Below are 23,357 nucleotides of genomic sequence, written 5' to 3'. Positions count from 1 at the left end.
ACAGTTATGACAGCTGAGTGATACAAATACATCAAAGTTTGCTTTGAGGTTTAAACCTTTAATCTGGTTAAGCACTTCATCCGACACTTTAGGTGCATAGCCAGACACCTGTAACAGTGCCAAGATCAAAGACGTAAACTCATGGCCCATTGGTAAGCCAGCAAAGAACACACGAGGCTGTTCACCTGCTTTAGCCACACCAAAGCTTGGACGACGTGTATTGTTACCGTCAAAACGGGCAGTCACCTTGTCAGAAAGCTCAGCGATTTCACTCACCAACTCTTTAATTTGAGCTGATTTATCTGATTCATCTAAAGCAGCAACTAATTCGATTGGACTTTCTAAACGTTCTAAGTAAGCTTTTAATTGAGTTTTAATGTTTTGATCTAACATCTGTTTTTTACTCCAATGCATCCAAATTCTTTCAATAGATGCATAGTACGTGAAAACATAAAATAGGTAAAACAGTATGTTTTTATATATTTGATCGGTTTTTTGAATTATTGAAAACATTCATAAATAAGATCAATAATTTATCTCTAAAATACGCTTTTTTATCTTTTGTACTATTTTAAAGTGAAAGTATTTAAAAATTTATATATGTTATATGGCTGTAAAGATTTTATGTCATAACATTAAAAGGTACTTTCATGTCATTGCAACGCGGCATTTATCAGCATTATAAAGGTAATCTCTATCAAGTTTTTTCTGTGGCAAAACATAGTGAGACTGAAGAAGAGTTAGTCGTTTATCAGTGTCTTTATGGTGACTATTCAACTTGGGTACGTCCTCTAGATATGTTTACAGAAACGGTTCAAATGGCTGATGGAAGTATCGTGCCGCGTTTTAAGTTAATTCAAAGTACGTAACTCAAACGGCTGTCATATAAAATAACGATTTTAAAGGGTGAATATATGCCAAATACTTTTTTCTTACAAAGAGTTGCCGATTTATATGACACCTTTAAACGACATGATGCGCAACAGACAGATCGTTTGCTGCGGTATCGTAATATTGAGGCGGAGTCTGCAAAATTACTATCGCAATTTATTCGAATGCAGCAAGCCAAATCAATTTTAGAAATCGGGACTTCCACAGGTTATTCTACTTTATGGCTTGCTGAGGCTGCTCAAGCTACTCATGGAAAAGTAACCACGCTTGAAATTGATGCCAAGCGTAGTAATGAAGCAAAACGCCATGCAACTGAACTGGCATTAGATGAATTGGTTGATTTTTGGGTGGGAGATGCGGCCGATTACTTAAAAGAAACTCAGGAAACTTTCGATTTTATTTTGTTAGATGCTGAGCGACCTGCTTACGAGAATTATTGGCCAGATTTAAAACGTTTAATGAAGCCAAAAGGTGGCGTACTCATTATTGATAATGTTATTTCTCATGCGGCTGAAGTCAGCTCATTCTTAGCTTTAATTAAAAAAGATGAAAATTTTATGAGCAGTATTTTACCTGTAGGTGCTGGTTTATGCATTGTAGTGGCAAGGTAAGCCATTTAAAAATCTGATTTATTGATTCATAAAGGCCTGTTTAACGCAGGCCTTATTTTATTATGTTATGAAGCATTCACTAAAGATAGGCGAGTAAAGTGTAAGTCGAATTCTAAATATTTATGTACAAAAGCAGTTTTGTCTGTTGATCGTAATAAGTTGTCATAAATAAATTCTGGTACAGGATGATAAAGTTCGCCCGAACCATCGCTATAAAATATTTTTAGATGACGTGAAGTCGCATTGTATTTCCATGAAGTGACTGCCACAGTATTCGCCATAAATTTTTCCCCTTTTATTTCATATTACTTAAGCTCAAAAAACATCGGTTATTTATTCGACATTACTCAAACTTCATGTAATGGGGAAGGGCATAATTGTAAAAGTATCAGTAGAAAATGTGATGTGCTTATTCAAAACAAAAGAACCATCCGATGAAGGATGGTTCTTTGAGTTTTTAAAATCTAATAAGAGATTAGATTTTACCAACTAGGTCGATAGATGGAGCAAGAGTTGCTTCGCCTTCTTTCCATTTAGCTGGGCAAACTTCACCTGGGTGAGCGTGTACGTATTGAGCAGCTTTTACTTTACGAAGAAGTTCAGATGCGTCACGGCCGATACCACCAGCGTTGAGTTCAACGATTTGGATTTTACCTTCTGGATCGATAACGAAAGTACCACGGTCAGCTAAACCTTCAGATTCGATAAGAACGTCGAAGTTTTTAGAAAGAGTCCAAGTTGGGTCACCAACTAATGGGTATTGGATTTTTTTGATTTCTTCAGAAGTGTCGTGCCAAGCTTTGTGAGTGAAGTGTGTATCAGTAGATACAGCATAAATTTCAACACCAAGTTTTTGGAATTCAGCGTAGTTGTCAGCTAAGTCACCAAGTTCAGTTGGACAAACGAAAGTGAAGTCAGCTGGATAGAAGAATACAACAGACCATTTACCTTTAAGGTTAGTTTCGTTAACTTCAACAAATTGGCCGTTGTGGTAAGCAGTTGCTTGGAATGGTTTAACTTCAGTATTAATCAAGCTCATCATTGTCTCCATGATTGAGGTTTATATTTAAACTTGTTTACGAGATGTAGAATAAATAAAAATTCTTTATTGGGGAAATAGTATTTTTACATGACTAAAATCGGAAAATCGAATAAGTGATAAATTTACGATTTTTAAGTCCCCACACACTGTATTCGATTTGACTGCAAAAACATGTAAATCAAATGACAGTTATCGTAAAAGAAACTTGCCTAACAACATGAAGTCTAGTGAATCAAAATTCAAGGGTAAAATTTTAAAAAATTAAAAATATATAAAAAACCAACTGTTTTACCTTATGGTCATTAGAGCGTAAAATAGAGGATTGTTGTATTTTCAGGAAAATTTGTCTGTGCAGAATGATTTAAATATTGATCAGTGGGTGATGGCAAGAGATCGTTACCGTTTAAATCGTTTGCGTAAAGATAAAAAAGCCAATACAGCAGAGGTTGAAAAATTATTTGAACAATCTAATGCCAAAGTAAGGCAGCGATTTGAACGTCTCCCTAAAATTAAACTGAATCAGGATTTACCTGTTTCTCAATATGCAGACCGTTTAATTGATGCGATTCAAAAGCATCAGGTGATTATTGTGGCAGGTGAGACGGGTTCAGGTAAAACCACCCAGCTTCCTCAGATTGCAATGCTAGCGGGCCGTGGTTTAACGGGAATGATTGGTCATACCCAGCCACGTCGTTTAGCTGCACGTAGTGTTTCTCAGCGTATTGCAGAAGAAGTCGGCGAAAAGCTTGGCGAATCGATTGGTTTTAAAATCCGTTTTAATGAGCAAGGTTCGCAGGACTCTATCGTAAGGTTAATGACCGATGGTATTTTGCTTGCCGAGTTAGGTAATGACCGTTATTTGTCTAAATATGACACGATCATTATTGATGAAGCGCATGAACGCTCACTCAATATCGATTTTATTATGGGCTATTTAAAGCAATTACTGCCAAAACGCCCAGATCTAAAAGTTATCGTGACTTCGGCAACTTTAGATGTAAATCGCTTTAGTAATTACTTTAATGACGCACCTATTTTTGAAGTAGAAGGGCGTAGTTATCCTGTCGAAGTGCTTTACCGCCCAATTTCAGAAATGAATATTGGCGGCAGTGATGACGATGAGTTTGATGATTTTGAAGAAAACCTTCCACGCGCAGTTGTACAAGCGGTAGAAGAATGCTTTGCAGATGCAGAAGCAAAAGGTCATCCAGAACATGCCGATATTCTAATTTTCTCAAGCACAGAGCAAGAAATTCGAGAATTGCAGGAAACCTTACAAAAGTACGGGCCAAGACATACCGAAATTTTACCGCTGTATGCGCGTTTAGCAGTTTCGGAACAACAAAAGATTTTTAGTCCGGGTGGAAAAGGCCGTCGTATTATTATTGCGACGAACGTGGCCGAAACAGCGCTTACGGTTCCAAATATTCGCTATGTGATTGATAGCGGTTTTGCTCGTATATCGCGTTATAACTACCGTTCTCGTGTACAACGCTTACCAATTGAAGCAATTTCTCAGGCTGCGGCCAATCAGCGTAAAGGGCGTTGTGGTCGTATTGCTCCGGGTGTGTGTATCCGTTTATATAGCGAAGAAGACTTTTTAAGTCGTCCTGAATTTACCGAACCTGAAATTAAACGAACCAACTTAGCATCTGTTATTTTGCAAATGCAGAGCTTAGGGTTAGGTGAGTTAGAAAACTTCGATTTTATTGAGCCGCCAGATTTCCGCCTAGTCAATGATGGGCGTAAGTTGCTGATTGAGTTAGGCGCACTTAACGAGAAGAAAAATGAGCTGACCAAAGTCGGGCAAATGATGGCACGTATGCCGATTGACCCACGTTTAGCACGTATGATTATTGGTGGTGCACATTTTGGTGTACTCAAAGAAATCTTGATTGTGGTGAGTGCTTTAGCGGTTCAAGATCCTCGTGAACGCCCAGCAGACAAACAAATGCAGGCTGACCAAAAGCATGCATTGTTCAAAGAAGCAGATTCAGATTTTCTGTTTTATTTGAAACTTTGGGATACTTTAAATCCTAAAGGTGAAGCAAGTATGTCTGAAAATAAACGACGTCAGTTTGCTAAGGAGAATTTTTTAAGTTGGTTGCGTTTACGTGAGTGGAAACAAACGCATCAGCAATTAGTTGAATTAGCAGAAGGTTTAAAACTTAGCTTTAATGAAAAAGATGCAAATTATGAAAACTTGCATCGTGCGTTGCTGACAGGGTTACTTTCTTTCATTGCCAATAAAACTGATGAACGAAATACTTTTATGGCGGTGCGTCAGCAAAAGGCAAAAGTTTTTCCGGCAAGTACTTTGCACAAAACCAATACCTCTTGGGTGATGGCTTTTGAGATGGTCGAAACGTCTCAGGTATATTTACGTACTTTAGCCAAAATTGATCCTGAATGGATTTTGCTTGCTGCACGTGACTTGTTGAAATATCACTATTTTGAACCGCATTGGTCTAAGAAAGCGGGGATCGTAAATGCCTACGCGCAAATTTCTTTGTTTGGTTTAATTATTGAACCAAAACGGTTAATTAATTTTGAAAAAGTTGACCAGCCTGCTGCACATGAGATTTTCTTACGTGATGCATTAACCACAGGTAATTTGGGTACAGTTCCACCATTTTTAAAACACAACTTACTTAAACTTGAAGAAGTGGAGCGAGTTGAAGATAAATTGCGTCGCCGTGATTTAGTGGTTGATGAAGAAACAATTTATCAGTTCTATGCCTCTAAAATTCCCGAAGAAATTGCAAGCCGTCGTAGTTTTGAAGACTGGCGCGCGACGGTAGAAGCAAATAATCCGCGTTATTTATTCGTTGAGGATGATGCGCTTTGGCTCAATGATCGACCAACTACGCAGCAATTTCCAGATCATCTGCATAATGGGCAGCTACGTTTAGCGACGACATATCATTTTGACCCAAGCCATGACGAAGATGGTGCAACTGTTCAGATTCCTGTTCAGGCACTACCTCAGGTTGATGAAAATATTTGGTCATGGGGAATTCCGGGTTGGCGCCAAGACTTAATTGAGGCTTTACTCAAAGCGTTACCTAAAGACAAGCGTCGTAATGTGGTGCCTATTCCTGATACAGCTCGTAAGCTCATGCAGGGCATTGATGCAGTGCATTTACGCGAACATATTTTTAGTTATTTAGCTTTTGCCTTACGTGGCGAGCAAATTACAGATAAAGATTTCTCGTTTGAACGCATTGATCCATATTTGGTGCCGTTCATTAAAGTCATTGATGAAAAAGGTAAATTGATTGCGAAAGGTCGTGATCTGCCAGAGCTAAAAGCACGTTGTCGTGTGGAAACGCATCGTCCTGTTAAACAGCAAAAAGGTGAGTTTAAAAACTTCCCTGACAACTTTACTTTTGAGGCTTCACACAAGGTTACAGGTGTTGTTGTGAAACAATATCAGGCTTTAGTGCCGACCAAAGCTTTTGCTGAAACTGATGCTAAAGATGACTCTGGTATTGTCATCCAGACTTTTAATGATCAGGCTGAAGCCATTAAACAGCATCGTGAAGGCATTATCCGTCTGGTACACATGCAACTTGGTGACTTGGTTCGTCAGTTGAAAAAGCAGATTTCAAAACCGCTTGCTTTAGCTTACTCACCTTTGGGCGATAAAGCTAAACTTGAGCAGATGTTGGTCTATGCAACTTTGCAAATGGCAATTACAACTCTGCCAATTAATGCAGATGAATTTAATAAACTGCTCGAACAGGTCAAAAAGCAATTTTTGAGTTATGGTCAGCAAGCACTTGAGCAATTAAGTGATATTTATATTCAGTGGCAGCAAATCCGTCGTCAGCTTTTAGTACTTGATTCAGGCGTGTTTGGACGCAGTATTGATGATATTGAAGACCAGTTAGATCTCATGTCACTTGGTAATTTTGTTTACTGTCAACCAGTCGATCTTTGGCAGGAATACCCGCGTTATTTAAAAGCACTGCTATTGCGTTTAGATCGATTGCCAAATAATCTACAGCGAGATCATGCTGCAATTGACGATGTCGATCCATGGATGGACAAGGTGTTTAAATTCAAAAACGATCCAAAAATCAAAGAATTGTATTTGATGTTGGAAGAATTTCGCATTTCTTTATTTTCTCAACCGATGAAAACCAAGATGCCTATTTCGCCAACTCGACTGCAAAAGTTATGGGATCGTTTGGGAATCAGTTAAGATAGATCGGGGTCTGTTTATGCTGTTGTTTAGCCTACAACGCAATTTATAAATGAAAGATTAACAGACCCTATTCATTTTTTTAGGAGTTTTACATGGGCATTCGTATCACAGGTACTGGGTTATTTCACCCAACAGAAATCATTTCTAATGAAGAACTGGCCGACAGTTTAAATGCTTATGTGGAACAATATAACCAAGAGAATGCAGAGAAAATTGCAGCAGGTGAGCTAGAAGAGTTACGTGGTTCTAGTGCTGAATTTATTGAAAAAGCGTCTGGTATTAAGCGCCGTTACGTGATTGAGAAATCAGGTATTCTCGATCCAAATCGTTTGCGTCCTCGTTTGTCTGAACGTTCAAATGATGAACTTTCACTTCAAGCAGAGTGGGGTGTTATTGCTGCGAAACAGGCAATGGAAAATGCAGATGTAACTGCTGAAGATATCGATGTTGTAATTTTGGCATGTTCAAACATGCAGCGTGCTTATCCAGCTGTAGCGATTGAAATTCAGTCGGCACTTGGCATTCAAGGTTATGCCTACGACATGAACGTTGCATGTTCAGCTGCTACTTTTGGTTTGAAACAAGCGGCTGATGCAATTCGTTCAGGTGCTCGCCGTGTTTTATTGGTAAATGTCGAGATTACTTCTGGTCACCTAGACTACCGCAACCGTGATTGCCACTTCATTTTTGGTGATGTTGCAACGGCTTCTATTATTGAAGAGACTACGACTAAGACTGGTTTTGAAATTTTAGATATTCATTTATTTACTCAATTTTCAAACAACATTCGCAATAACTTTGGTTTCTTAAACCGTAGCGAAGATGCGGTCGTTGATGACAAGTTATTCCGTCAAGATGGCCGCAAAGTATTTAAAGATGTTTGTCCGTTAGTGGCAAAAATCATTAATGCGCAGTTGGAAAAAATGCAGTTAACTGCAAACGATATTAAGCGTTTCTGGTTACATCAAGCGAATGCCAACATGAATGAACTAATCTTGAAATATGTTGCTGGTAAAGAAGCTGATTTAAGCCGTGCACCAATTATTTTAGATGAGTTTGCAAATACCTCTTCAGCAGGCGTTATTATTGCTTTACATCGTACAGGACACGAAGTAGATAATGGCGAGTATGGCGTGATTTCATCTTTCGGTGCTGGTTATTCAGTAGGCTCAATTGTTGTACAAAAGCATGTTGCTTAAGCTACAAGATTAATTAAAAACGCTCGTAAGAGCGTTTTTTTATGGGTCGAAAATAATAAAGCGGACTAAAATTAGCCCGCTTCAATTGAATCAAAAATGATTAAAACTTTTTGGTGTAGTTTACAAACAAACGATCTTCACCAAAGTCATTGCCATGTTTAACGTTGTAATCAATTCGAATATATTGCAGAGCGACGCCTTTTAAGAATGGCTGCTGAAACGCATAATTTAAAATCACATTCGATTCGGTTTCGTGGTTTTTTTCACCATTGGCTGCTTTAAAATCATGGCCATAGACATATTTCACCATCGCATTTAGGCCCGGTACATAATCTTTAAAGTCATAGCCATACATGACATGGTAAGACTTTTCGTCTTCTTTAAAGAATCCAGTTGCGTTCCAGTTAATGAAATACGTCTCTGGTAAGAAACCATCTGGTAATGGATAAGCCGACTCACCCATAATCTGTTGGTAGCCTAAACCAAAGGTATGGTTTTTTACTTTAAGTGTTTCTAGCACCCCAATATTTTGTGCATCAATATCAAAAGTATTGCCATCATCTTTTGCATTGAAGTACTTAAACTTAGACGTAAGGGCAAAATTAGGTTGTTTCCAATTATGCTCAAGCCCTACATAGTGTTTGTTGTAGAGGTCTTCTAGATTACCAAAATAGTATTCGCCCTTGAGTGACGGCGTGAATTGATAGCGCAGGTCAATGTAATTTAAACCATCAGATTCTTTAGTAATGCCATTTGAAGTGAACGAAAACTTTTTAAAGTCTTCTTCATTTCGTGGAGAGACTTTTTCGACCCGACCAATTTCAGCATAAAGCTGATCTGAAAGTTGCGACTTAAGATTGGTTCCCCAATAAGAGGCAAGTAATTGTCGGCTTGCATCCACAGCCGTTACAGGCAAATCTAGCCAGAGTTCACCGACACTTAAAAGGGTTTTGTCATATCCTAGTTTTAAAGTGGCGCCGTATTTTAAAAAGTCTGATGCTTGTGACTGAGTTTCCTTATTAAAAGGCAAAACTGTGTCCGCAACATGCTTGTCTGAACTTAGACGTACAGCGTATTGAACAGAAGCATCGGCACCAATCGTAATGGGCTTATCTGCAATTTGCAGAGGGGTGTCATGCATTTTCGATTTATAAAATAAAGATGCTGCCTGAGACCAGCTACCCGTATCTTTGAGTGCATCATTATCAAAATTACGATTGATATAGGCATTTTTTAAAGTGAATTTCCATTCATCTTCGGGCTGCTGATTTGGATTTGCAGCGAATGAATTGCCACACATCAATACTAAGGTCGCGAAAGTTAAAGCATGTGGCTTAAAGCGGTGTAATAATTCCATAATCCATTTCCAAAAAGATGCGCCAGTCCTCGGCGCATTTATGTTTACTGCTGGGTAAGCGTGTTTTGAGGGTTAAAAGTTGATGGCGTTTGTGCAGCAACAGAGGCTTTTAGATTGACCATAAATATTGCAAGTGCAGCAATCACACCCGGAATTGCAATCGCTAAGAAATTCATTTGGTGAGGAAGCTCAAGTGTGAGTAGGGCTCCTGTTAAAACTGGTCCGATAATCGCGCCAATACGGCCAATTCCAGATGCCCAGCCCATGCCAGTTGAACGAAGTGCTGTCGGATAGAACTGTGCAACGAAAGTGTAGAGTAAGATTTGCGAACCAATGGTGGCAGCACCAGCAATCGCAATCAGGCTATATAAAATAAATTGTGGACTATTAATGCCAAGCAGAATTAAAGCTGCTGATCCCACAATGAACATGATCGTAATAACAGGTTTTAAATGGAATCTGTCTGCTAAAGCACCGCCACCAATTGCACCGACCATGCCGCCAATATTGAGTGCAAAGAGGAATAACATGCTCGCACCTAACGAATAGCCCGCTTGCAGCATGAGTTTAGGTAACCAACTTCCTAAGGCATACACCATGAGTAGGCACATAAAGAAAGCAATCCAGAACATAAATGTGCTGAAAGTACGGCCTTGTTGGAAAAGCGCACGGACAGGTGCATCTGTGGTTGTGCTTTCGTTTAACACCAGTTGTGTATTGGCGTTTACCTGCGTTTCTGGCGCAATTTTACAAACAATACTTTTTGCCTGCTCGCTATGGTTCGATTTCACTAAAAAGGTGAGAGATTCAGGTAAAAATTTCCAAATGAGTGGGAGCAATAACAGGGGAATACCCGCAATTAAAAACATGATTTGCCAGCCCATATCTTTAACCAGCCATGCGCCAAGTAGAGCAGATGTCATGCCACCAATTGCATAGCCACTAAACATGATTGCTACTAATGTACTGCGGATTTTTTTTGGTGCGTATTCGGTCATAAGCGCAACGACGTTTGGCATAACGCCACCAATACCAAGGCCTGCAATAAAGCGCAAAATAGCAAACTCTGTTGGTCCTTTGGCAAAGGCACCTATAAAGGTAAATCCGCTAAATAAGGTGACACAAATCAGGATGGTTTTTTTACGGCCCAGTTTGTCTGAAAGTGTGCCGAAAATCATGGCACCAAACATCATACCGAATAGAGCAGCACTGGCGAGTAAACCAGCTTCTACCGCAGTTAATGACCATTGCTGCATTAACAGAGGAAGAGCAACCCCATAAATAACTAAATCATATCCATCAAAAATAATAATAAGTAAACACCAGATTAAAACTTTCCAATGAAAAGATGTAAAACTGGCTTTATCAATTAGCTCATTAATATTAACCTTGCTCGTATCCATTTTCTTCACCTCCAATTTGTGAAGCATTGCGTTATTTTTTAATAAACTATTTTGTTATTGGATTAGAGTCAAAAACCTAATTGATATATCTTTATGTCTTTAAGGTATTGTGCTTAAATTAATCTAGGTATTTGAAAAATATAATTTATTTTTATTTTCTTTGTGGGTGTTTTTGTTGCGTTTAAAATAGGGTTAAATATTGTATGGTGAGAATTTTAAGGATTTTATAGGTACTTTTTTATAGATTTTATTGAGGAGAATCACAGCTAAAAATATAGCTAATTTTATATTATGAATTGAAGTGAAAATATAAAAACAAAATACTAAAGTCTATTATTTAATTATTTTAGAAATTGATCATAAAAATGAAATTTAATCTATATTCAATAAAAAATCGCCTAATCAGGGTTAGCGAATTATTTGCATCCTGATGTGGCGATTGAGGCTTTATTTTAGTAGTGGGTGCTTAGATAAAAAACTTAATTTGTGGCTGAAGTTGAACGTGGTGTGAGAATGAAATGGGCGATTACACCAATACAAATGCCCCAAAAAACTGAGCTTAATCCAAGAAAATGCATTCCTGATGCGGTAGCTAAAAAGGTAATAAGTGCAGCATCACGTTGACTGTCATTTTTCATGGCAACAGAAATATTGGTGGCAATAGCACCTAGCAAAGCTAAACCTGCCAGTGCTGCCACCAACTCTTTAGGAAGTAAACTAAATAGCATGACAATACTGCCAGCAAATAAGCCTCCTAAAATATAAAAAATTCCGTTGGCAATTCCTGCGATGTAGCGTTTTTCTTTCAGTTCATGTGCATCTTTTCCCATACATAAAGCTGCGGTAATTGAGGCAAGTACAATTGTAATACCGCCGACACAGGCAACAGCTAAAGAGGCAATACTGGTGACAGTAATAATGGGTTTGGCTGGGGTGTCGTAACCGCTGAGTTTCATAATCGCCATACCTGGTAAAAATTGGCCGGTTAGGCTGACTAAAATGAGAGGAACGGCGAGGTTTAGTGTTGAATTCCATGTCCATTCTGGGCTAATCCACTGCGGAATAGCTAAACTAAAACTCACATCAACCGGATTCATTTTGCCTAAAATGAGGCTTAATAAAACTCCGGCAGCTAACACCCAAATCATGGTGTAGCGAGGCATTAAACGTTTGGCAATTAAAAAGACAATAAGCATGCTAAAGACAATAAAAGGCATGCTATCAGACGCGGTAAATAGACCAATACCAAATTGAAAAAGAATACCCGCCATCATGCCCGCAGCGACATCTTGCGGAATCCACTTCAGTAACTTGTCGAAGTAACCTGTAACGCCAATTAAAAAAATAACGATGGCAGAAGTAATATAGGCGGCTATTGCTTCATTCAACGAGACGTGTGGAAATAGGGTAACTAACAGGGCCGTACCCGGTGCAGACCACGCGGTTATGACAGGCGTTTTATATTTAATCGAAAGATAAATACCTGAAACGGCGGCACCAATTGAAATTCCCCAAATCCATGACACCATCATGTCGGTGGACACATGGGCACGCTGAGCAGCTTGGAAAAAAATAATCAGTGGGCCTGAGTAAGAAATTAAAACCGCGAGAAAGCCCGCAACTGTTGCTGATATGGACCAGTCATTTTTTAATGTCTTTAACAGGGTTGCCATGTGTGATTGCCTCCATGCAAATCATATTATTTACCCAATCATGCAAAAAGATCAGGGCTAACCCTGATCTCCACCTCCGACCGAAATAACCGATCCGGTCATATAGGATGCTTCGTCTGATGCAAGAAATAAAATTGCATTGACTTGTTCTTGAATTGTGCCATAACGGCCCATAAATGTTCGATCTATGGTTTGATCAACCACTTGCTGCATCCAGTCTTTTTCATTTTGACTTAACGGATTGGCATTTCGTGGCACTTTGCGAGGTGGTGCTTCGGTTCCACCAGTCGCAACGGCATTGACTCGAATTCCGTCTTTAGCATGTTCAAAAGCAAGCGATGCCGTTAAAGCATTTACACCACCTTTAGATGCTGAGTAGGGAATACGGTTAATACCACGGGTTGCAATTGAAGATACATTTACAATCACACCTGCTTGTTGCTTAATCATGGCGGGGAGCACAGCGCGGCAACACCATAACGTTGGAAACAATGAGCGATTCACTTCCTTAATGATCTCTTCTTCAGAAAACTCTTCAAAAGGTTTCATCCAGATCGCACCACCCACATTATTAATCAGGATATCTACCCGACCATAGTGTTCGATGGCTTTTGCAACTACCGCTTGCGCACCTGCATAGGTTTCAAGGTCAGCATTAATCGTGACAGCATCACCGCCTGAACTCAGAATTTCTTTGAGAACTTCTTCGACATATTCAGAGCGGTCAGCCATGATGACTTGTCCGCCTTCAGCTGCAACTTGCAGTGCCACACCACGACCAATGCCTTGAGCACTACCTGTGACAATTACGACTTTATTGGTAAATCTTTGACGGTTTGACATAGATAACTTCTCCACCTTGAATTAGTTTGCAGAGAATTTTTCAAACAAGAAATTAGCAGGTTTGATATTTTCAGTTTCTAACCAACCACGTACCGCTTCTACCATTGGAACAGGTCCACATAGATAAACATCGACGTCGCCACCGTTTAACCAGTCACTTTCAATATGACCAGTGACATAGCCTTTACGTTCATGGTTACTCTCAGGGCTTGCGACCACAGTTCGATATTCAAACCATGGGAATTTCGCCTGCAACTCATTGAGTTTTTCTAGAGCAACCAAATCAAAGTCATTGGTGACACCAAAGACTAAACGTACAGGTTGGTCAGAACCTTTCTCTTCGAGTACTTGTAGCATTGACATAAATGGGGCAATCCCAGTACCGCCTGCGAGCATCAGCACTGGACGCGCTACATTACGCAAATAGAAGCTACCGAATGGACCGGTAAATGTCATTTTGTCGCCAGCTTGGGCATTTTTGCTCAGGAATTCACTCATTTTGCCGTTCGGTACGTTACGGACCACAAAGCCTGTTAAACGATTGCCCGGTTTTGAGCTAAATGAATATGAACGTGTTTCGCCAGTTTCAGGAATTGCAACGTTAACGTATTGGCCTGCAAGGAAATGAATATCTGGTTGACCTTCATCAAGTTGAATATCAAATGTGATGGTTGAGTCTGATAAATTTTCAACGCGAGCTAATGTACCTTGGAAGCTATGAATTGCAGTTTTGCAAACATCTGACGAGGCTTGAATCTGGAATACCGCATCTGAAGTTGGTCGACATTGGCAAGCAAGAATATAGCCTTGCTCAGCTTCTTCTGGGGTTAGTGCATCTTCAATATAGGTTTCTTCTGGCATGTCATAACTGCCGGATTCGCAAAATGCGCGGCAAGTTCCACATGCACCGTCACGGCAATCCAAAGGAATATTAATTTTTTGGCGGTAGGCTGCGTCAGATAGGGTTTCGCCTTGAGCTACGTTAATGAAACGTGTAACACCATCTTCAAATTGAAGTGCGATATTGTGGTTTGACATGGCATGTATCCTACAAAATATTTGAAACTTTTACCCTCAGCCAACAGTCCGTTTAACTGAGGGGGTATGTCTTAAAGGTGGTAAATATCAATCACTTGATTGATGTAGTCATTTTTCAAAACGACATACTTGCTCAAGATTTTTGGTTGATCACCTGAAAAATCGATCACATAACGTGACATACCGAAATAGCTATAATTTGTCTTGTAACGGAAACTCAAGGTATTCCAGTTAAAGCGAACAGTAACTTTGTCGCCGTCGCGCTCAACGACTTCAACATTGGCAATATTGTGGCTTGTGCGAGTATCTGGCATGGTTGCAGATGAGCGCTCGGTTTTAATACGGAACACACGATCTTCTAAACCTTGACGGTCTGGATAATAAATAAGTGAAATTTCAGATTGTGGGTCTTCAGTTAATCTATCGTCGTCGTCCCAAGCTGGCATCCAAAAAGAAGCTTCAGGTGCGTAACATTCAAGCCAGTCATCCCATTGTTCATCATCTAAAAAGCGAGCTTCACGATAAAGAAACTGAGCAATATTTTCTAAAGTTGCTTTGTCTTGAGTGCTCATGCTGTTTCTCCCTGATCAGCAATTTCTTTCTCTGATGCAATCGCGTGTTTCATGGTGTGTAACCAATATTGATGTTGGGCAAGATAAAGTCCCTCATCTTCAGTTTTTATCCCACTTAACATGGGTTTTAAACCGATTTCATTCGCTGCATCGTCTGGTCCATAAATCCAGTGTTTTGAACCACGGCACATGTCATTCCATTCAAGGGCAATACCTGCGTAGCCTGCCTGACAAGCACGGAACTCTTCTAAATCGTCTGGTGTTGCCATGCCTGAAGCATTAAAGAAATCTTCATATTGGCGGATACGACGTGCGCGAGCTTCGGGTGCTTCGCCTTTAGGCGCGATACAGTAAATGGTGACTTCGGTTCTATTGACCGAAAGTGGGCGAAGTACACGAATTTGCGAACCGAACTGATCCATCAAATAAACGTTTGGATAGAGACACAAGTTACGTGAGCGCTCGATCATCCATTTCGACATCGCTTCACCGTATTTTTCGGTGTATTCATCTGCTTTCGGGAAGTTTGGACGGTCTTCTGGGTTTGCCCATTGTGTCCAAAGCAACATGTGGCCATTTTCAAAGCCATAGGAGCCACCGCCTTGTTTACCCCAAGAACCTGCACTCATCGCACGGATATTATCGGCAGCTTGAGTTTCTTTACGGTGCTGAGTTGTTGCTGCGTAGTTCCAGTGCACAGCAGAAACGTGATAACCATCGGCACCATTTTCAGCGGTGAGTTTCCAGTTACCTTCGTATGTATAGGTAGATGAACCACGTAAAACTTCCAAACCATGTTCAGACTGATCAACAATCATGTCGATGATTTTGGTGGTTTCACCCAAGAATTCTTCAAGTGAAGGAACATCGGGATTTAAGCTGCCAAATAAGAAGCCTTTGTAGCTTTCAAAACGAGCCACTTTTTTAAGGTCATGTGAGCCGTCTTGGTTAAAACAGTCAGAATAGCCTGCTTCACTTGGATCTTTAACCTTGAGTAATTTACCCGAGTTATTAAACGTCCAACCGTGAAAAGGGCAGGTATACGTTGCTTTGTTACCACGCTTGTAACGGCAAAGTTGTGCTCCGCGGTGTGAACACGCATTGATCATGGCATTCAATTCACCGTTACGGTTACGTGCAATAATGACCGGCTGACGACCAATGTAAGTGGTGTAGTAGTCATTATTGTTTGGAATTTGGCTTTCGTGTGCTAAGTAAACCCAATTGCCTTCGAAGATATATTTCATTTCGAGGTCAAAAAGAGCTTCGTCAGTAAACACTGAGCGATGAAGTTTAAACTCACCTGTATCGATGTTATCGATAAGTAATTCATCAATACGGTCAAGATGGCTAGTATTGATTACAGGAATACGTGGCATGTCCGTTCTCCGACTTTCCAAAAGTGTGGAAGTCACCAAGGCCTTAGCTACGATCTACAAGGTCTTGATATCCTAATATTGTCAATGAAGCGCATGAGTGCGCTAGGTGTTTAACCGTGAATTGATGAAGATGAATAACTGGAAGATTGGCAAGAAGGCTTGTTCACAAAGCAATTCATCACTTCATCGGTTTGTTGCTTGTATATACCTTAAAAGAATGGTTAAACTGTGTCTAAGACTGAATTTGCATTTTTTTATATCTTAAAGGTATGGAAAACTTATGGAACTAAGACATTTACGGTATTTTGTGGCTGTTGTTGAAGAACAGAGCTTTACAAAGGCAGCCGAAAAACTATTTATTGCTCAACCACCTTTGAGTAGACAGATTCAAAATCTGGAAAGCGAGCTTGGCATTCAACTGTTTGAGCGTGGAAGTCGTCCTTTACAAACTACACAAGCAGGGCATTTCTTTTACCAGCACGCCGTTAAACTTTTGTCGAATGCTGAAGAAATAAAAAGTATGACCAAGCGTATTGGTCTCATCGAAAGAAGTATGACCATTGGTTTTGTTGGGTCTTTACTCTATGGTTTGTTACCTCGAATTATTTATTTATTTCGTCAGCAGCAACCCCATTTGAATATTCAGCTCATGGAGTTAAGTACTACTGAACAGCTACAGGCATTAAAAGAAGGACGTATTGATGTCGGTTTTGGACGTTTAAGAATTAGTGATCCTGCTGTGAGACGAATTCTTTTACGTAAAGAGCGTTTGGTGGTTGCTGCACATACCAGCCATCCAATTGCACAGCGCACGGAAGGGGTATATCTAGCTGACTTGATTGATGAAAAGATGTTTATGTATCCCACTTCACCGAAACCCAATTTTTCGACCCAGCTTTTGAATATTTTTGCCGAGCATAGTTTGGTTCCAAAAAATATGCATGAAATACGAGAAATTCAACTGGCTTTGGGCTTAGTGGCAGCGGGAGAAGGGATCTGTATTATTCCGGCAAGTGCCGATACCATTCGATTTCCACACTTAAACTATATTCCGATTTTAGATAACGGCGCGGTCAGCCCAATTTTTATTACAGCACGGGCAATGGACCGAAGTGAAGATTTACAGTCATTGTTTGATTGTATTTATCAGGTTTATGACTTAGAAGGGATACCTTATCAACGGACTGTCTTTACACTTGATCAGAACCCGATAGATGATTCAAATGGTATCGACTTTTAAATAAAGGAGGTGCATAGCCTCAAAGGTTGAAGCTATGCGTTAAATGGTTCTAGAAAGCCCAAGTCAGTTTTAGCCAGCTGGTATGGCCTTCGGGACGATATTCGGCTTCGGTTTCTTTTAGAAATTTGGCTTCGATAGACCAGTTTTTATCGGCATATTGAATGCCTGGCCCAATTGCAAAAGCCTGTCCTTTAAACCCAATGTCACTTCCGTTTACTTTGTCATCTGTGGTTTGTTTAAAAGCATAGCCTTCAACTGCAACTTTGAGTTTGGGGTTAATGCGGTAGCCTAAGCTATAGTCACCCGCAATGTATTGTCCAGACTTATAGTCGGTCGCGTCGTTACGTGTATTCCAGCTATAAGACAGTTTAGTTGAAAGGTCTAAACCTGCTGCGTTGGCATAACTATAGGCAAGAATAGGTCGAATGGTGTGATAGTTTTTTCCGAGATTGGCTTCAACTGGATGTGTCGTACTTGGAGTGTCGTATTCACCTGTCCCAAGTACCGTTTCTAGGGCTGCAATCCAGTGATGATTTCCTTGATGCCAGCCGAGTATACCACCCAAAATCAAGTCTCCGAGTCCTTGGTTTGAGTCAGCCATTCCATTTACTTTGAGTCTTAGATCAACCAATGGCTGGGCTGCATAAAACCCGAGTTGTCCATCCAGAATTTTTTGATCGGTCATCCAGACCAACCGAGGAACCACGGCGTTGACATCAACATGGAACTGATCGGGACCATTTTGAAACTCTGATGCATGATAATTTTGATAATAACTGAGTAGATAAACCCCAGCAGGTGGTAAGGCACCCGCCATCATACCTTCGGCACCTAAAGCAAAAGAGTCCGAGCCATTTTCTGTCGCAAATGCAGAGGGAAGGTAAAGGGCGCTGGTTACACCACATATGATTGCAGCAATTTTGTTATTCATAGAATGTCCTATTCTGTGTTGTTTGGCTTGTCACTAAAAAATGTTATTCCTTAACGGTCTTTAAAAGTTTGAGTCTGTTTAAGCTAAAAATTTGGGATGCAGAACTCCTGTGAGCCTTGTATTTGCTTTCTAAATTACAAATACAAAGCTCATTTGAAAAAGTGGGTGGTTTAACGATTTATCTTTAAATATGTTTGAATAAAGCTGAACGCGATTGTCCAGCAGCGCCATCGGCTGCACTTAAGAACCGTTCAGTATGAATGTCCCGTTCAAATAGGCGGCTTTGCATGAGCGTTGAAATTGCAGAGTCGATCATGATTGGTGGACCGCACAAATATGCTTTGTGTCCACCACATCGATTTTCAAAGTAATCGGCAACAGCCTCATGCACAAATCCGATAAATCCAGTCCATTGGTCTTCTGCTTTTGGTGCATTGAGAGCAGGGATATAACGGAAGTTCGGATAGTCTTTTACGAGTTGTTCAAATAATTCTCGGTTGTATAGCTCTGCCAAGTCTCGTGCTCCTTGGAAGAGGTAAATCGTGCGACTATCTCCAGACTCAAGCAAATCTAAAATCATCGATTGTGGACTTGAAAGACCTGAACCACCTGCAATGAAAATGGCATTTTGATCATCTGACTTGCGTACAAAAAATTGACCATATGGGCCTGAAATATCAAGCTGATCACCTGTAGTAAGTTGTTCATGTACATAAGTCGTTGCTGCACCACCTTCAACTTTACGAATATGCAGCTCAACAATGCCCACTTCACTTGGCGAATTAGCAATTGAAAATGCACGAGTTCCTTCAATATCTGGGAACTGGACATTGATATATTGACCAGCTTGGAACTCAATTGGATAATCTAGTTGTAGTCGGATTCCTTTGATGGTTGGCGACAGGTCTTTTATTTCAATGACTGTCGCTTGATAGTCTTGAACCAAATGACCTAAGAAATCTGGGTCTTCATCGACATCGGCTTCAATGACCATATCGGATTGTGGTTTGCAGCAGCAGGCAAGCACCTTATTTTCATCACGTTCAATATCCATGAGCGCAAATGGAGAGGCTTCACCAACATCGTAAAAACCGTCGGTGACTTGAACCTTACATGTCCCGCAAGTGCCATGACCACAGGCAAAGGGTAACCAAACGCCTTGACGTAAAGCGGCATCTAAAATGGTTTGGTCTTCTTCTACTTCAATCGTTGTTCCGATCGGTTCAATGGTGACTTGATAACTCATGACACACCTCCGAATTAAACGTAGCTGTCGTTATAGCCATTTAATTCTGGCGTAACGAAACGAAGTAATGACTTATGACCAAAACCAAGCTCTGCCAAAGTTTTTGTACTCTCTGGTTCGATTGTTTGACCATCTAAGGTGTATTGCACTTTTGACCAATCAATTTTGTCAAAATCTGGATGTTGAGCAAAACCACCTGTAATTTGTTGCTCAATCAACTGTCCCAAAGTTTGTTGAGGTGAGGCAAGCATGGCATGTGCCGAGCAAAAAAGGGTGTGCTGATCCCAACCTACGTAAATTAAGAATTGATCGCCGTAATTTTTTTGCAGATCAAGCGGTTCAAATTGATAGTTGTTGTGTATCGCGCGAACAGTCATGTTCAATCTCCTTATTTCCGATCAGGCAGCTTGATGACTGCCTGAACAATTCCTTGTGCTTAAGCTGCGTTGCCTTTCCATTTTTTCCAGCGCTGTTGGTCTGGTGAACCTTCAATATCCAGATTGTCGGCGCCGACATTCATGCGGTAATAATCGCGGAGCATGGTTTCGAGGTCACCGCCACCACAGTTGCCTTGCAAAATTTGATTTACAGGTAACCATGCTTGTATATATTTCTCAGGCTCACGTTCGAAAATGTCATGACAGCCATCTGAACAGGTGTGGTAGCGTTCGCCTTGGTAGATGCTATGGCGATAACTAAACTGAGTCGGGTCATCGCCCATTTCGGTAAAGGTCATTGGAATCTGACAAACCTGACAAAGCTGCGGTAAACCTGCGCTATAGAAGCGTTTACCTTCAGCCTCCATTTTGCGAGCCAACTCCCATTTTGTACGGTAGTATTTGTCGAAAGTGTCTGGATATTTAGCCGATAACCAATCCATTTCTTCGTCGGTTGGAATCCAAGTGTGGAAACCAGCAGCATGACCAAAGTTATAGAAAATCCACCATGCTTGATGCGAGACATGTTCTTTTTCTTTCACAATGACATCGCTATATTTCGGCATGCGAATGCCATAACGGCTTAAATCTTTAAATAGCGCACCACCTGCCTGTTCAAAATAAACCTCCCAAGCTTCTTTCCAAGACATCACTTTGTTTGGCAGCATGTAATCCATCATCATGCCTACAATTGAAAGCAAACGCGTTCCACGCCAGAACCATTTATCAATCCATTCCTGAACAATAGGTACGTTGTCCTCATGTTGTTCGAGCAAGAATTTTACGATTTCAAGACCAAGCGTCATGTGACGAGCTTCATCTGACTGCGCACTAAAACCAAAGGTCACGGTTGCCATATCGCCGTTATAAGCTGCACCCGACATAAATGGAACAAACAGTAAGTTGGTAAGTACATATTCAAAAGCAAAACTAATCGCTAATAAAAACTCGAAAGGGCCAGCAGAACGGGCATCTTCAAAAAATGATTTAGGCACAGACAAATACCAAACGCGGTCATGCATGTGCGCCCAATCCTGAAAGCCATCAAAGAACTTGTTGTAATGGCTCATGGCATGAATTTGGGTCTGTACATGACGCAGCTCATCAATCGACTGCATCTGAGAAGCAATACGTGCTCCAATTCCACCAAACTGGCGGCCTACATGGGCATAACCTTGATAAGCTTGATATTCAAGTGGAGTCACCGCCGTTAAAAAGAGCTTGATCGCATTTAAGTAGCGTTCATTGCTGACATTCATCTGACCATTGTTTTGAGCAAAGGCATCAAAAATGGCATAAAGTTTTTTCTCTTTTTCTGCCTGATATTTCCAGTAAGCATCCATGGTTAAACGAAATGGATCTTCCCATTTAGACCAGTCAGTAATTTTGATGCCTTCAAACTCTTCATAAGGGAAAGCATCTTTACGGTCAGCATAGGAAAAGTCCCAGTCCAGATCACGGGTTAATGCACGGTAACGATCTTTAGCATTTAACTTTTTGCTGGTTTCTTTGGTTTGAGTTGTCATGATTGATCATCCTTAAATCTTTGTTAAACAACATCTATGTTGTGATTAATTCCAATGAAGGCGGAAAGTATCGTCATCTTCTTCGACGTTGCCGCCCAGCGTAATCATGTTGAGTTGTAACGATTGGATATCCCAATCTTGGCCTAGTTTTTCAGATACGGTTTCGGCTTTAATGACCAAATCAGTTTCACTTTCAATTCGGATCATGGCGGGTAAATACTGAATTGAAGCTTCAGGGTTATCTTCTTCAATCGCTTCAAGGATGTAGCGTGAAGTATCGTTGTCTTGTAACGCGAGATAGACTTTAGACATGTTGCTTCTCCTTAAGCATTTGCAAGTTCTAGTTGTAGGCCGAGTTTTTTTGCGCGATCAATCACGACTTGTTCTGCTTGATCGACTGCATCTGCTGTTAAGGCTGCTGTTGCCCAAGGTGTAAAGGCTGCTTTTACTTGAGCTAAAGACTGGGTGAACCATTCATTTAATAGCTGTTTGTTATGATCGGATTCTGCTGCCGCAGTTTTAATGACGGTGTCTGACCACTTACGTAAATCACCTAAAGTGTCTTTCATAAATTCAGTCAGCATGGCTAAGTCACGAGCATTTTGACCCACTAACCACTGATCAAACTGTTGATAAACAAGCTCGGTCACAAAGCCGTCAATCACAAGATTTTGTAATAAAAAGAGTTTGAAGTAGTCTTGCTCGGTGAGGCTTTCTTCACACAGACGGCGTAAGCCTTGCCATGCAGGATGTTGCATCCAAGCCTGTTTTGCCTGCTGTAGTGAGTCGCCGCTGTTGCCATCTAAAGCTAAGCCAATCCGTGAGATGTACTGCGCAATTCCTAAATGATCCATCGCGGCATAAATACAAGCTTGGGTAAGTACGGTGCCATAACCATAGGCACTGCCAGACATCATGTGTAAGTTTGCAGTTTGTTCAACGTGGCGAAATGGCAATAGGCATTCAATAACCTTGGCTTTGACTTCGTCAGACAAATGCTCTGCAAGCTGACGTTTTTCAAAAAAAGCAAAATTACTTTCGGCTGTGTCCTGTAAACGCGCACGGTGCTGAACATAAGTTCCATAATAGAATTGACGTGGATCTTTAAATGCATACCAGTCTTGCATTTGCAGGGCAGTATGGGTTTTATCATTTAAGGTCTTTTCAGGTTTCCACAAAGGACGATAGTGAAAGTTAGTTTCTGCCTGTACATCAAAACTTACTTCTTGATATCGAGTTGCTGGCTTACTACCAAATCGTCTTTCGATATAGGCGTAGTTCTGGCGAATAGGTTCGACATTTGATGTCTTGATTTCTAAAGTCATGGCTTTATCTCCTTATATTTTTTACATTTGATCATCGTGATCGTTGCTATTACGTTGCGTGCCGACTAAGGTTGCTTCAGTGCCATAGCGCCATTTTTCTTCCTGAGCATCATTAAAAGCTTGCTGTTCTTGGGTCATTTCAACCACTTGATTGGTCTTACAAAAATCATTAAATGCATGTTTAGGCAAAACCAGTTCCACAAATAGACTTGGGTCGTGAATGGCAAAATCGAACTCAATAAACTCTGCATTTAAGTCGCCAGTGACTCGAATATATTTGGTTAATGCTTCGACTTGAGGTTGCGTCATGCTGTACTCCATCAAGACATGGTCTTGAAATTGATGAATGCTCCTTGCTCTCGCTATAAGCTTTACAAAAGCTATGCCAACTTTATTTTTACAATTAAAAACAATTACTTAGAATTTATATTAAA

General features: G+C 40.5%; 21 protein-coding genes and 2 pseudogenes. 6 read left to right on the top strand and 17 right to left on the bottom strand.

Annotation, left to right across the window (positions count from 1 at the left end; translation table 11 throughout):
• Nucleotides 1-393 (bottom strand): alkyl hydroperoxide reductase (locus AW165_RS12115; RefSeq protein ID WP_212823858.1); only part of this gene is annotated, 393 nt, incomplete at its 3' end.
• Between the two features lie 257 nt (nt 394-650).
• Between AW165_RS12115 and AW165_RS12110 the strand changes: the two genes are divergently transcribed.
• Complete coding sequence (locus tag AW165_RS12110) at nt 651-869, top strand: DUF1653 domain-containing protein (RefSeq protein WP_004702746.1); 219 nt, start codon at nt 651-653, stop codon at nt 867-869.
• Between the two features lie 45 nt (nt 870-914).
• Entirely contained in the window at nt 915-1,502 is a 588-nt protein-coding gene (locus tag AW165_RS12105; protein ID WP_060465971.1) for an O-methyltransferase, read from the top strand.
• 65 nt (nt 1,503-1,567) lie between these two features.
• Here AW165_RS12105 and AW165_RS12100 read toward each other — a convergent pair whose 3' ends face one another.
• Both AW165_RS12100 and ahpC read right to left on the bottom strand, forming a co-directional pair.
• On the bottom strand, nt 1,568-1,783 hold the full coding sequence (locus tag AW165_RS12100; RefSeq protein WP_060465970.1) for a KTSC domain-containing protein: 216 nt from the start codon (nt 1,781-1,783) through the stop codon (nt 1,568-1,570).
• 194 nt (nt 1,784-1,977) lie between these two features.
• On the bottom strand, nt 1,978-2,541 hold the full coding sequence (ahpC, locus tag AW165_RS12095) for an alkyl hydroperoxide reductase subunit C (protein ID WP_003652649.1): 564 nt from the start codon (nt 2,539-2,541) through the stop codon (nt 1,978-1,980).
• A gap of 352 nt (nt 2,542-2,893) precedes the next feature.
• On the opposite strand from ahpC, the gene hrpA reads away from it, so the two are divergent.
• Together hrpA and AW165_RS12085 are read left to right on the top strand one after the other, a co-directional pair.
• Nucleotides 2,894-6,751, top strand: a complete 3,858-nt coding sequence (gene hrpA, locus AW165_RS12090) for an ATP-dependent RNA helicase HrpA (protein ID WP_060465969.1) — start codon at nt 2,894-2,896, stop codon at nt 6,749-6,751.
• Between the two features lie 95 nt (nt 6,752-6,846).
• The gene (locus AW165_RS12085) at nt 6,847-7,953 is read left to right on the top strand and encodes a beta-ketoacyl-ACP synthase III (RefSeq protein ID WP_060465968.1); all 1,107 of its coding nucleotides are present in this window, start codon (nt 6,847-6,849) and stop codon (nt 7,951-7,953) included.
• A gap of 100 nt (nt 7,954-8,053) precedes the next feature.
• Here the strand turns inward: AW165_RS12085 and AW165_RS12080 are convergent, their stop codons facing one another.
• From AW165_RS12080 to benA, 7 genes and pseudogenes are all read right to left on the bottom strand, one after another.
• Nucleotides 8,054-9,310, bottom strand: a complete 1,257-nt coding sequence (locus AW165_RS12080) for an OprD family outer membrane porin (RefSeq protein ID WP_060465967.1) — start codon at nt 9,308-9,310, stop codon at nt 8,054-8,056.
• 44 nt (nt 9,311-9,354) lie between these two features.
• The gene (locus AW165_RS12075) at nt 9,355-10,713 is read right to left on the bottom strand and encodes an aromatic acid/H+ symport family MFS transporter (RefSeq protein ID WP_049837797.1); all 1,359 of its coding nucleotides are present in this window, start codon (nt 10,711-10,713) and stop codon (nt 9,355-9,357) included.
• Nucleotides 10,714-11,192: 479 nt separating this feature from the next.
• Nucleotides 11,193-12,386: a benzoate/H(+) symporter BenE gene (benE, locus tag AW165_RS12070; protein WP_060465966.1), complete on the bottom strand. Its 1,194-nt coding sequence runs from the start codon at nt 12,384-12,386 to the stop codon at nt 11,193-11,195.
• Between the two features lie 57 nt (nt 12,387-12,443).
• Nucleotides 12,444-13,229, bottom strand: coding sequence for a 1,6-dihydroxycyclohexa-2,4-diene-1-carboxylate dehydrogenase (locus tag AW165_RS12065; protein ID WP_060465965.1), 786 nt, complete (start codon nt 13,227-13,229; stop codon nt 12,444-12,446).
• 21 nt (nt 13,230-13,250) lie between these two features.
• Nucleotides 13,251-14,267: a benzoate 1,2-dioxygenase electron transfer component BenC gene (gene benC / locus AW165_RS12060; protein WP_060465964.1), complete on the bottom strand. Its 1,017-nt coding sequence runs from the start codon at nt 14,265-14,267 to the stop codon at nt 13,251-13,253.
• A 52-nt stretch (nt 14,268-14,319) separates the two neighbouring features.
• Nucleotides 14,320-14,839 (bottom strand): annotated as a pseudogene (gene benB / locus AW165_RS12055) (benzoate 1,2-dioxygenase small subunit).
• Entirely contained in the window at nt 14,836-16,218 is a 1,383-nt protein-coding gene (gene benA / locus AW165_RS12050) for a benzoate 1,2-dioxygenase large subunit (RefSeq protein ID WP_060465963.1), read from the bottom strand. Before benA ends, benB begins: the two are co-directional and overlap by 4 nt.
• Before the next feature lie 106 nt (nt 16,219-16,324).
• Here benA and AW165_RS19300 point away from each other — a divergent pair.
• Together AW165_RS19300 and AW165_RS12045 are read left to right on the top strand one after the other, a co-directional pair.
• Nucleotides 16,325-16,454: pseudogene (locus AW165_RS19300) on the top strand (hypothetical protein).
• Nucleotides 16,455-16,498: 44 nt separating this feature from the next.
• Nucleotides 16,499-17,458 (top strand): LysR family transcriptional regulator, encoded by a 960-nt coding sequence (locus tag AW165_RS12045; protein WP_017386346.1) that lies wholly within the window; start codon nt 16,499-16,501, stop codon nt 17,456-17,458.
• Between the two features lie 49 nt (nt 17,459-17,507).
• Here AW165_RS12045 and AW165_RS12040 read toward each other — a convergent pair whose 3' ends face one another.
• The 7 genes from AW165_RS12040 to AW165_RS12010 all read right to left on the bottom strand — a co-directional run bounded on the left by AW165_RS12040 (nt 17,508) and on the right by AW165_RS12010 (nt 23,232).
• Nucleotides 17,508-18,389 (bottom strand): SphA family protein, encoded by an 882-nt coding sequence (locus tag AW165_RS12040; protein WP_060465962.1) that lies wholly within the window; start codon nt 18,387-18,389, stop codon nt 17,508-17,510.
• A gap of 184 nt (nt 18,390-18,573) precedes the next feature.
• A complete protein-coding gene (locus AW165_RS12035; RefSeq protein ID WP_060465961.1) occupies nt 18,574-19,635 on the bottom strand; it encodes an NADH:ubiquinone reductase (Na(+)-transporting) subunit F in 1,062 nt (353 codons plus the stop codon).
• A 14-nt stretch (nt 19,636-19,649) separates the two neighbouring features.
• Complete coding sequence (locus AW165_RS12030; protein WP_060465960.1) at nt 19,650-20,012, bottom strand: phenol hydroxylase subunit P4; 363 nt, start codon at nt 20,010-20,012, stop codon at nt 19,650-19,652.
• 59 nt (nt 20,013-20,071) lie between these two features.
• Complete coding sequence (locus AW165_RS12025) at nt 20,072-21,598, bottom strand: aromatic/alkene/methane monooxygenase hydroxylase/oxygenase subunit alpha (protein ID WP_060465959.1); 1,527 nt, start codon at nt 21,596-21,598, stop codon at nt 20,072-20,074.
• Nucleotides 21,599-21,643: 45 nt separating this feature from the next.
• Nucleotides 21,644-21,910: an MmoB/DmpM family protein gene (locus tag AW165_RS12020; protein WP_000049450.1), complete on the bottom strand. Its 267-nt coding sequence runs from the start codon at nt 21,908-21,910 to the stop codon at nt 21,644-21,646.
• Nucleotides 21,911-21,921: 11 nt separating this feature from the next.
• Entirely contained in the window at nt 21,922-22,923 is a 1,002-nt protein-coding gene (locus tag AW165_RS12015) for an aromatic/alkene monooxygenase hydroxylase subunit beta (protein WP_060465958.1), read from the bottom strand.
• 21 nt (nt 22,924-22,944) lie between these two features.
• Nucleotides 22,945-23,232 (bottom strand): phenol hydroxylase subunit, encoded by a 288-nt coding sequence (locus tag AW165_RS12010; protein ID WP_000193471.1) that lies wholly within the window; start codon nt 23,230-23,232, stop codon nt 22,945-22,947.
• Nucleotides 23,233-23,357 lie beyond the last annotated feature (125 nt).

Source organism: Acinetobacter sp. LMB-5 (assembly GCF_001541635.1).
In the GTDB taxonomy this organism is placed as follows: Bacteria; Pseudomonadota; Gammaproteobacteria; order Pseudomonadales; family Moraxellaceae; genus Acinetobacter; species Acinetobacter pittii.
Note: the sequence above shows the minus strand (reverse complement) of the source record. Positions and strands in the feature narration are given on the sequence as shown.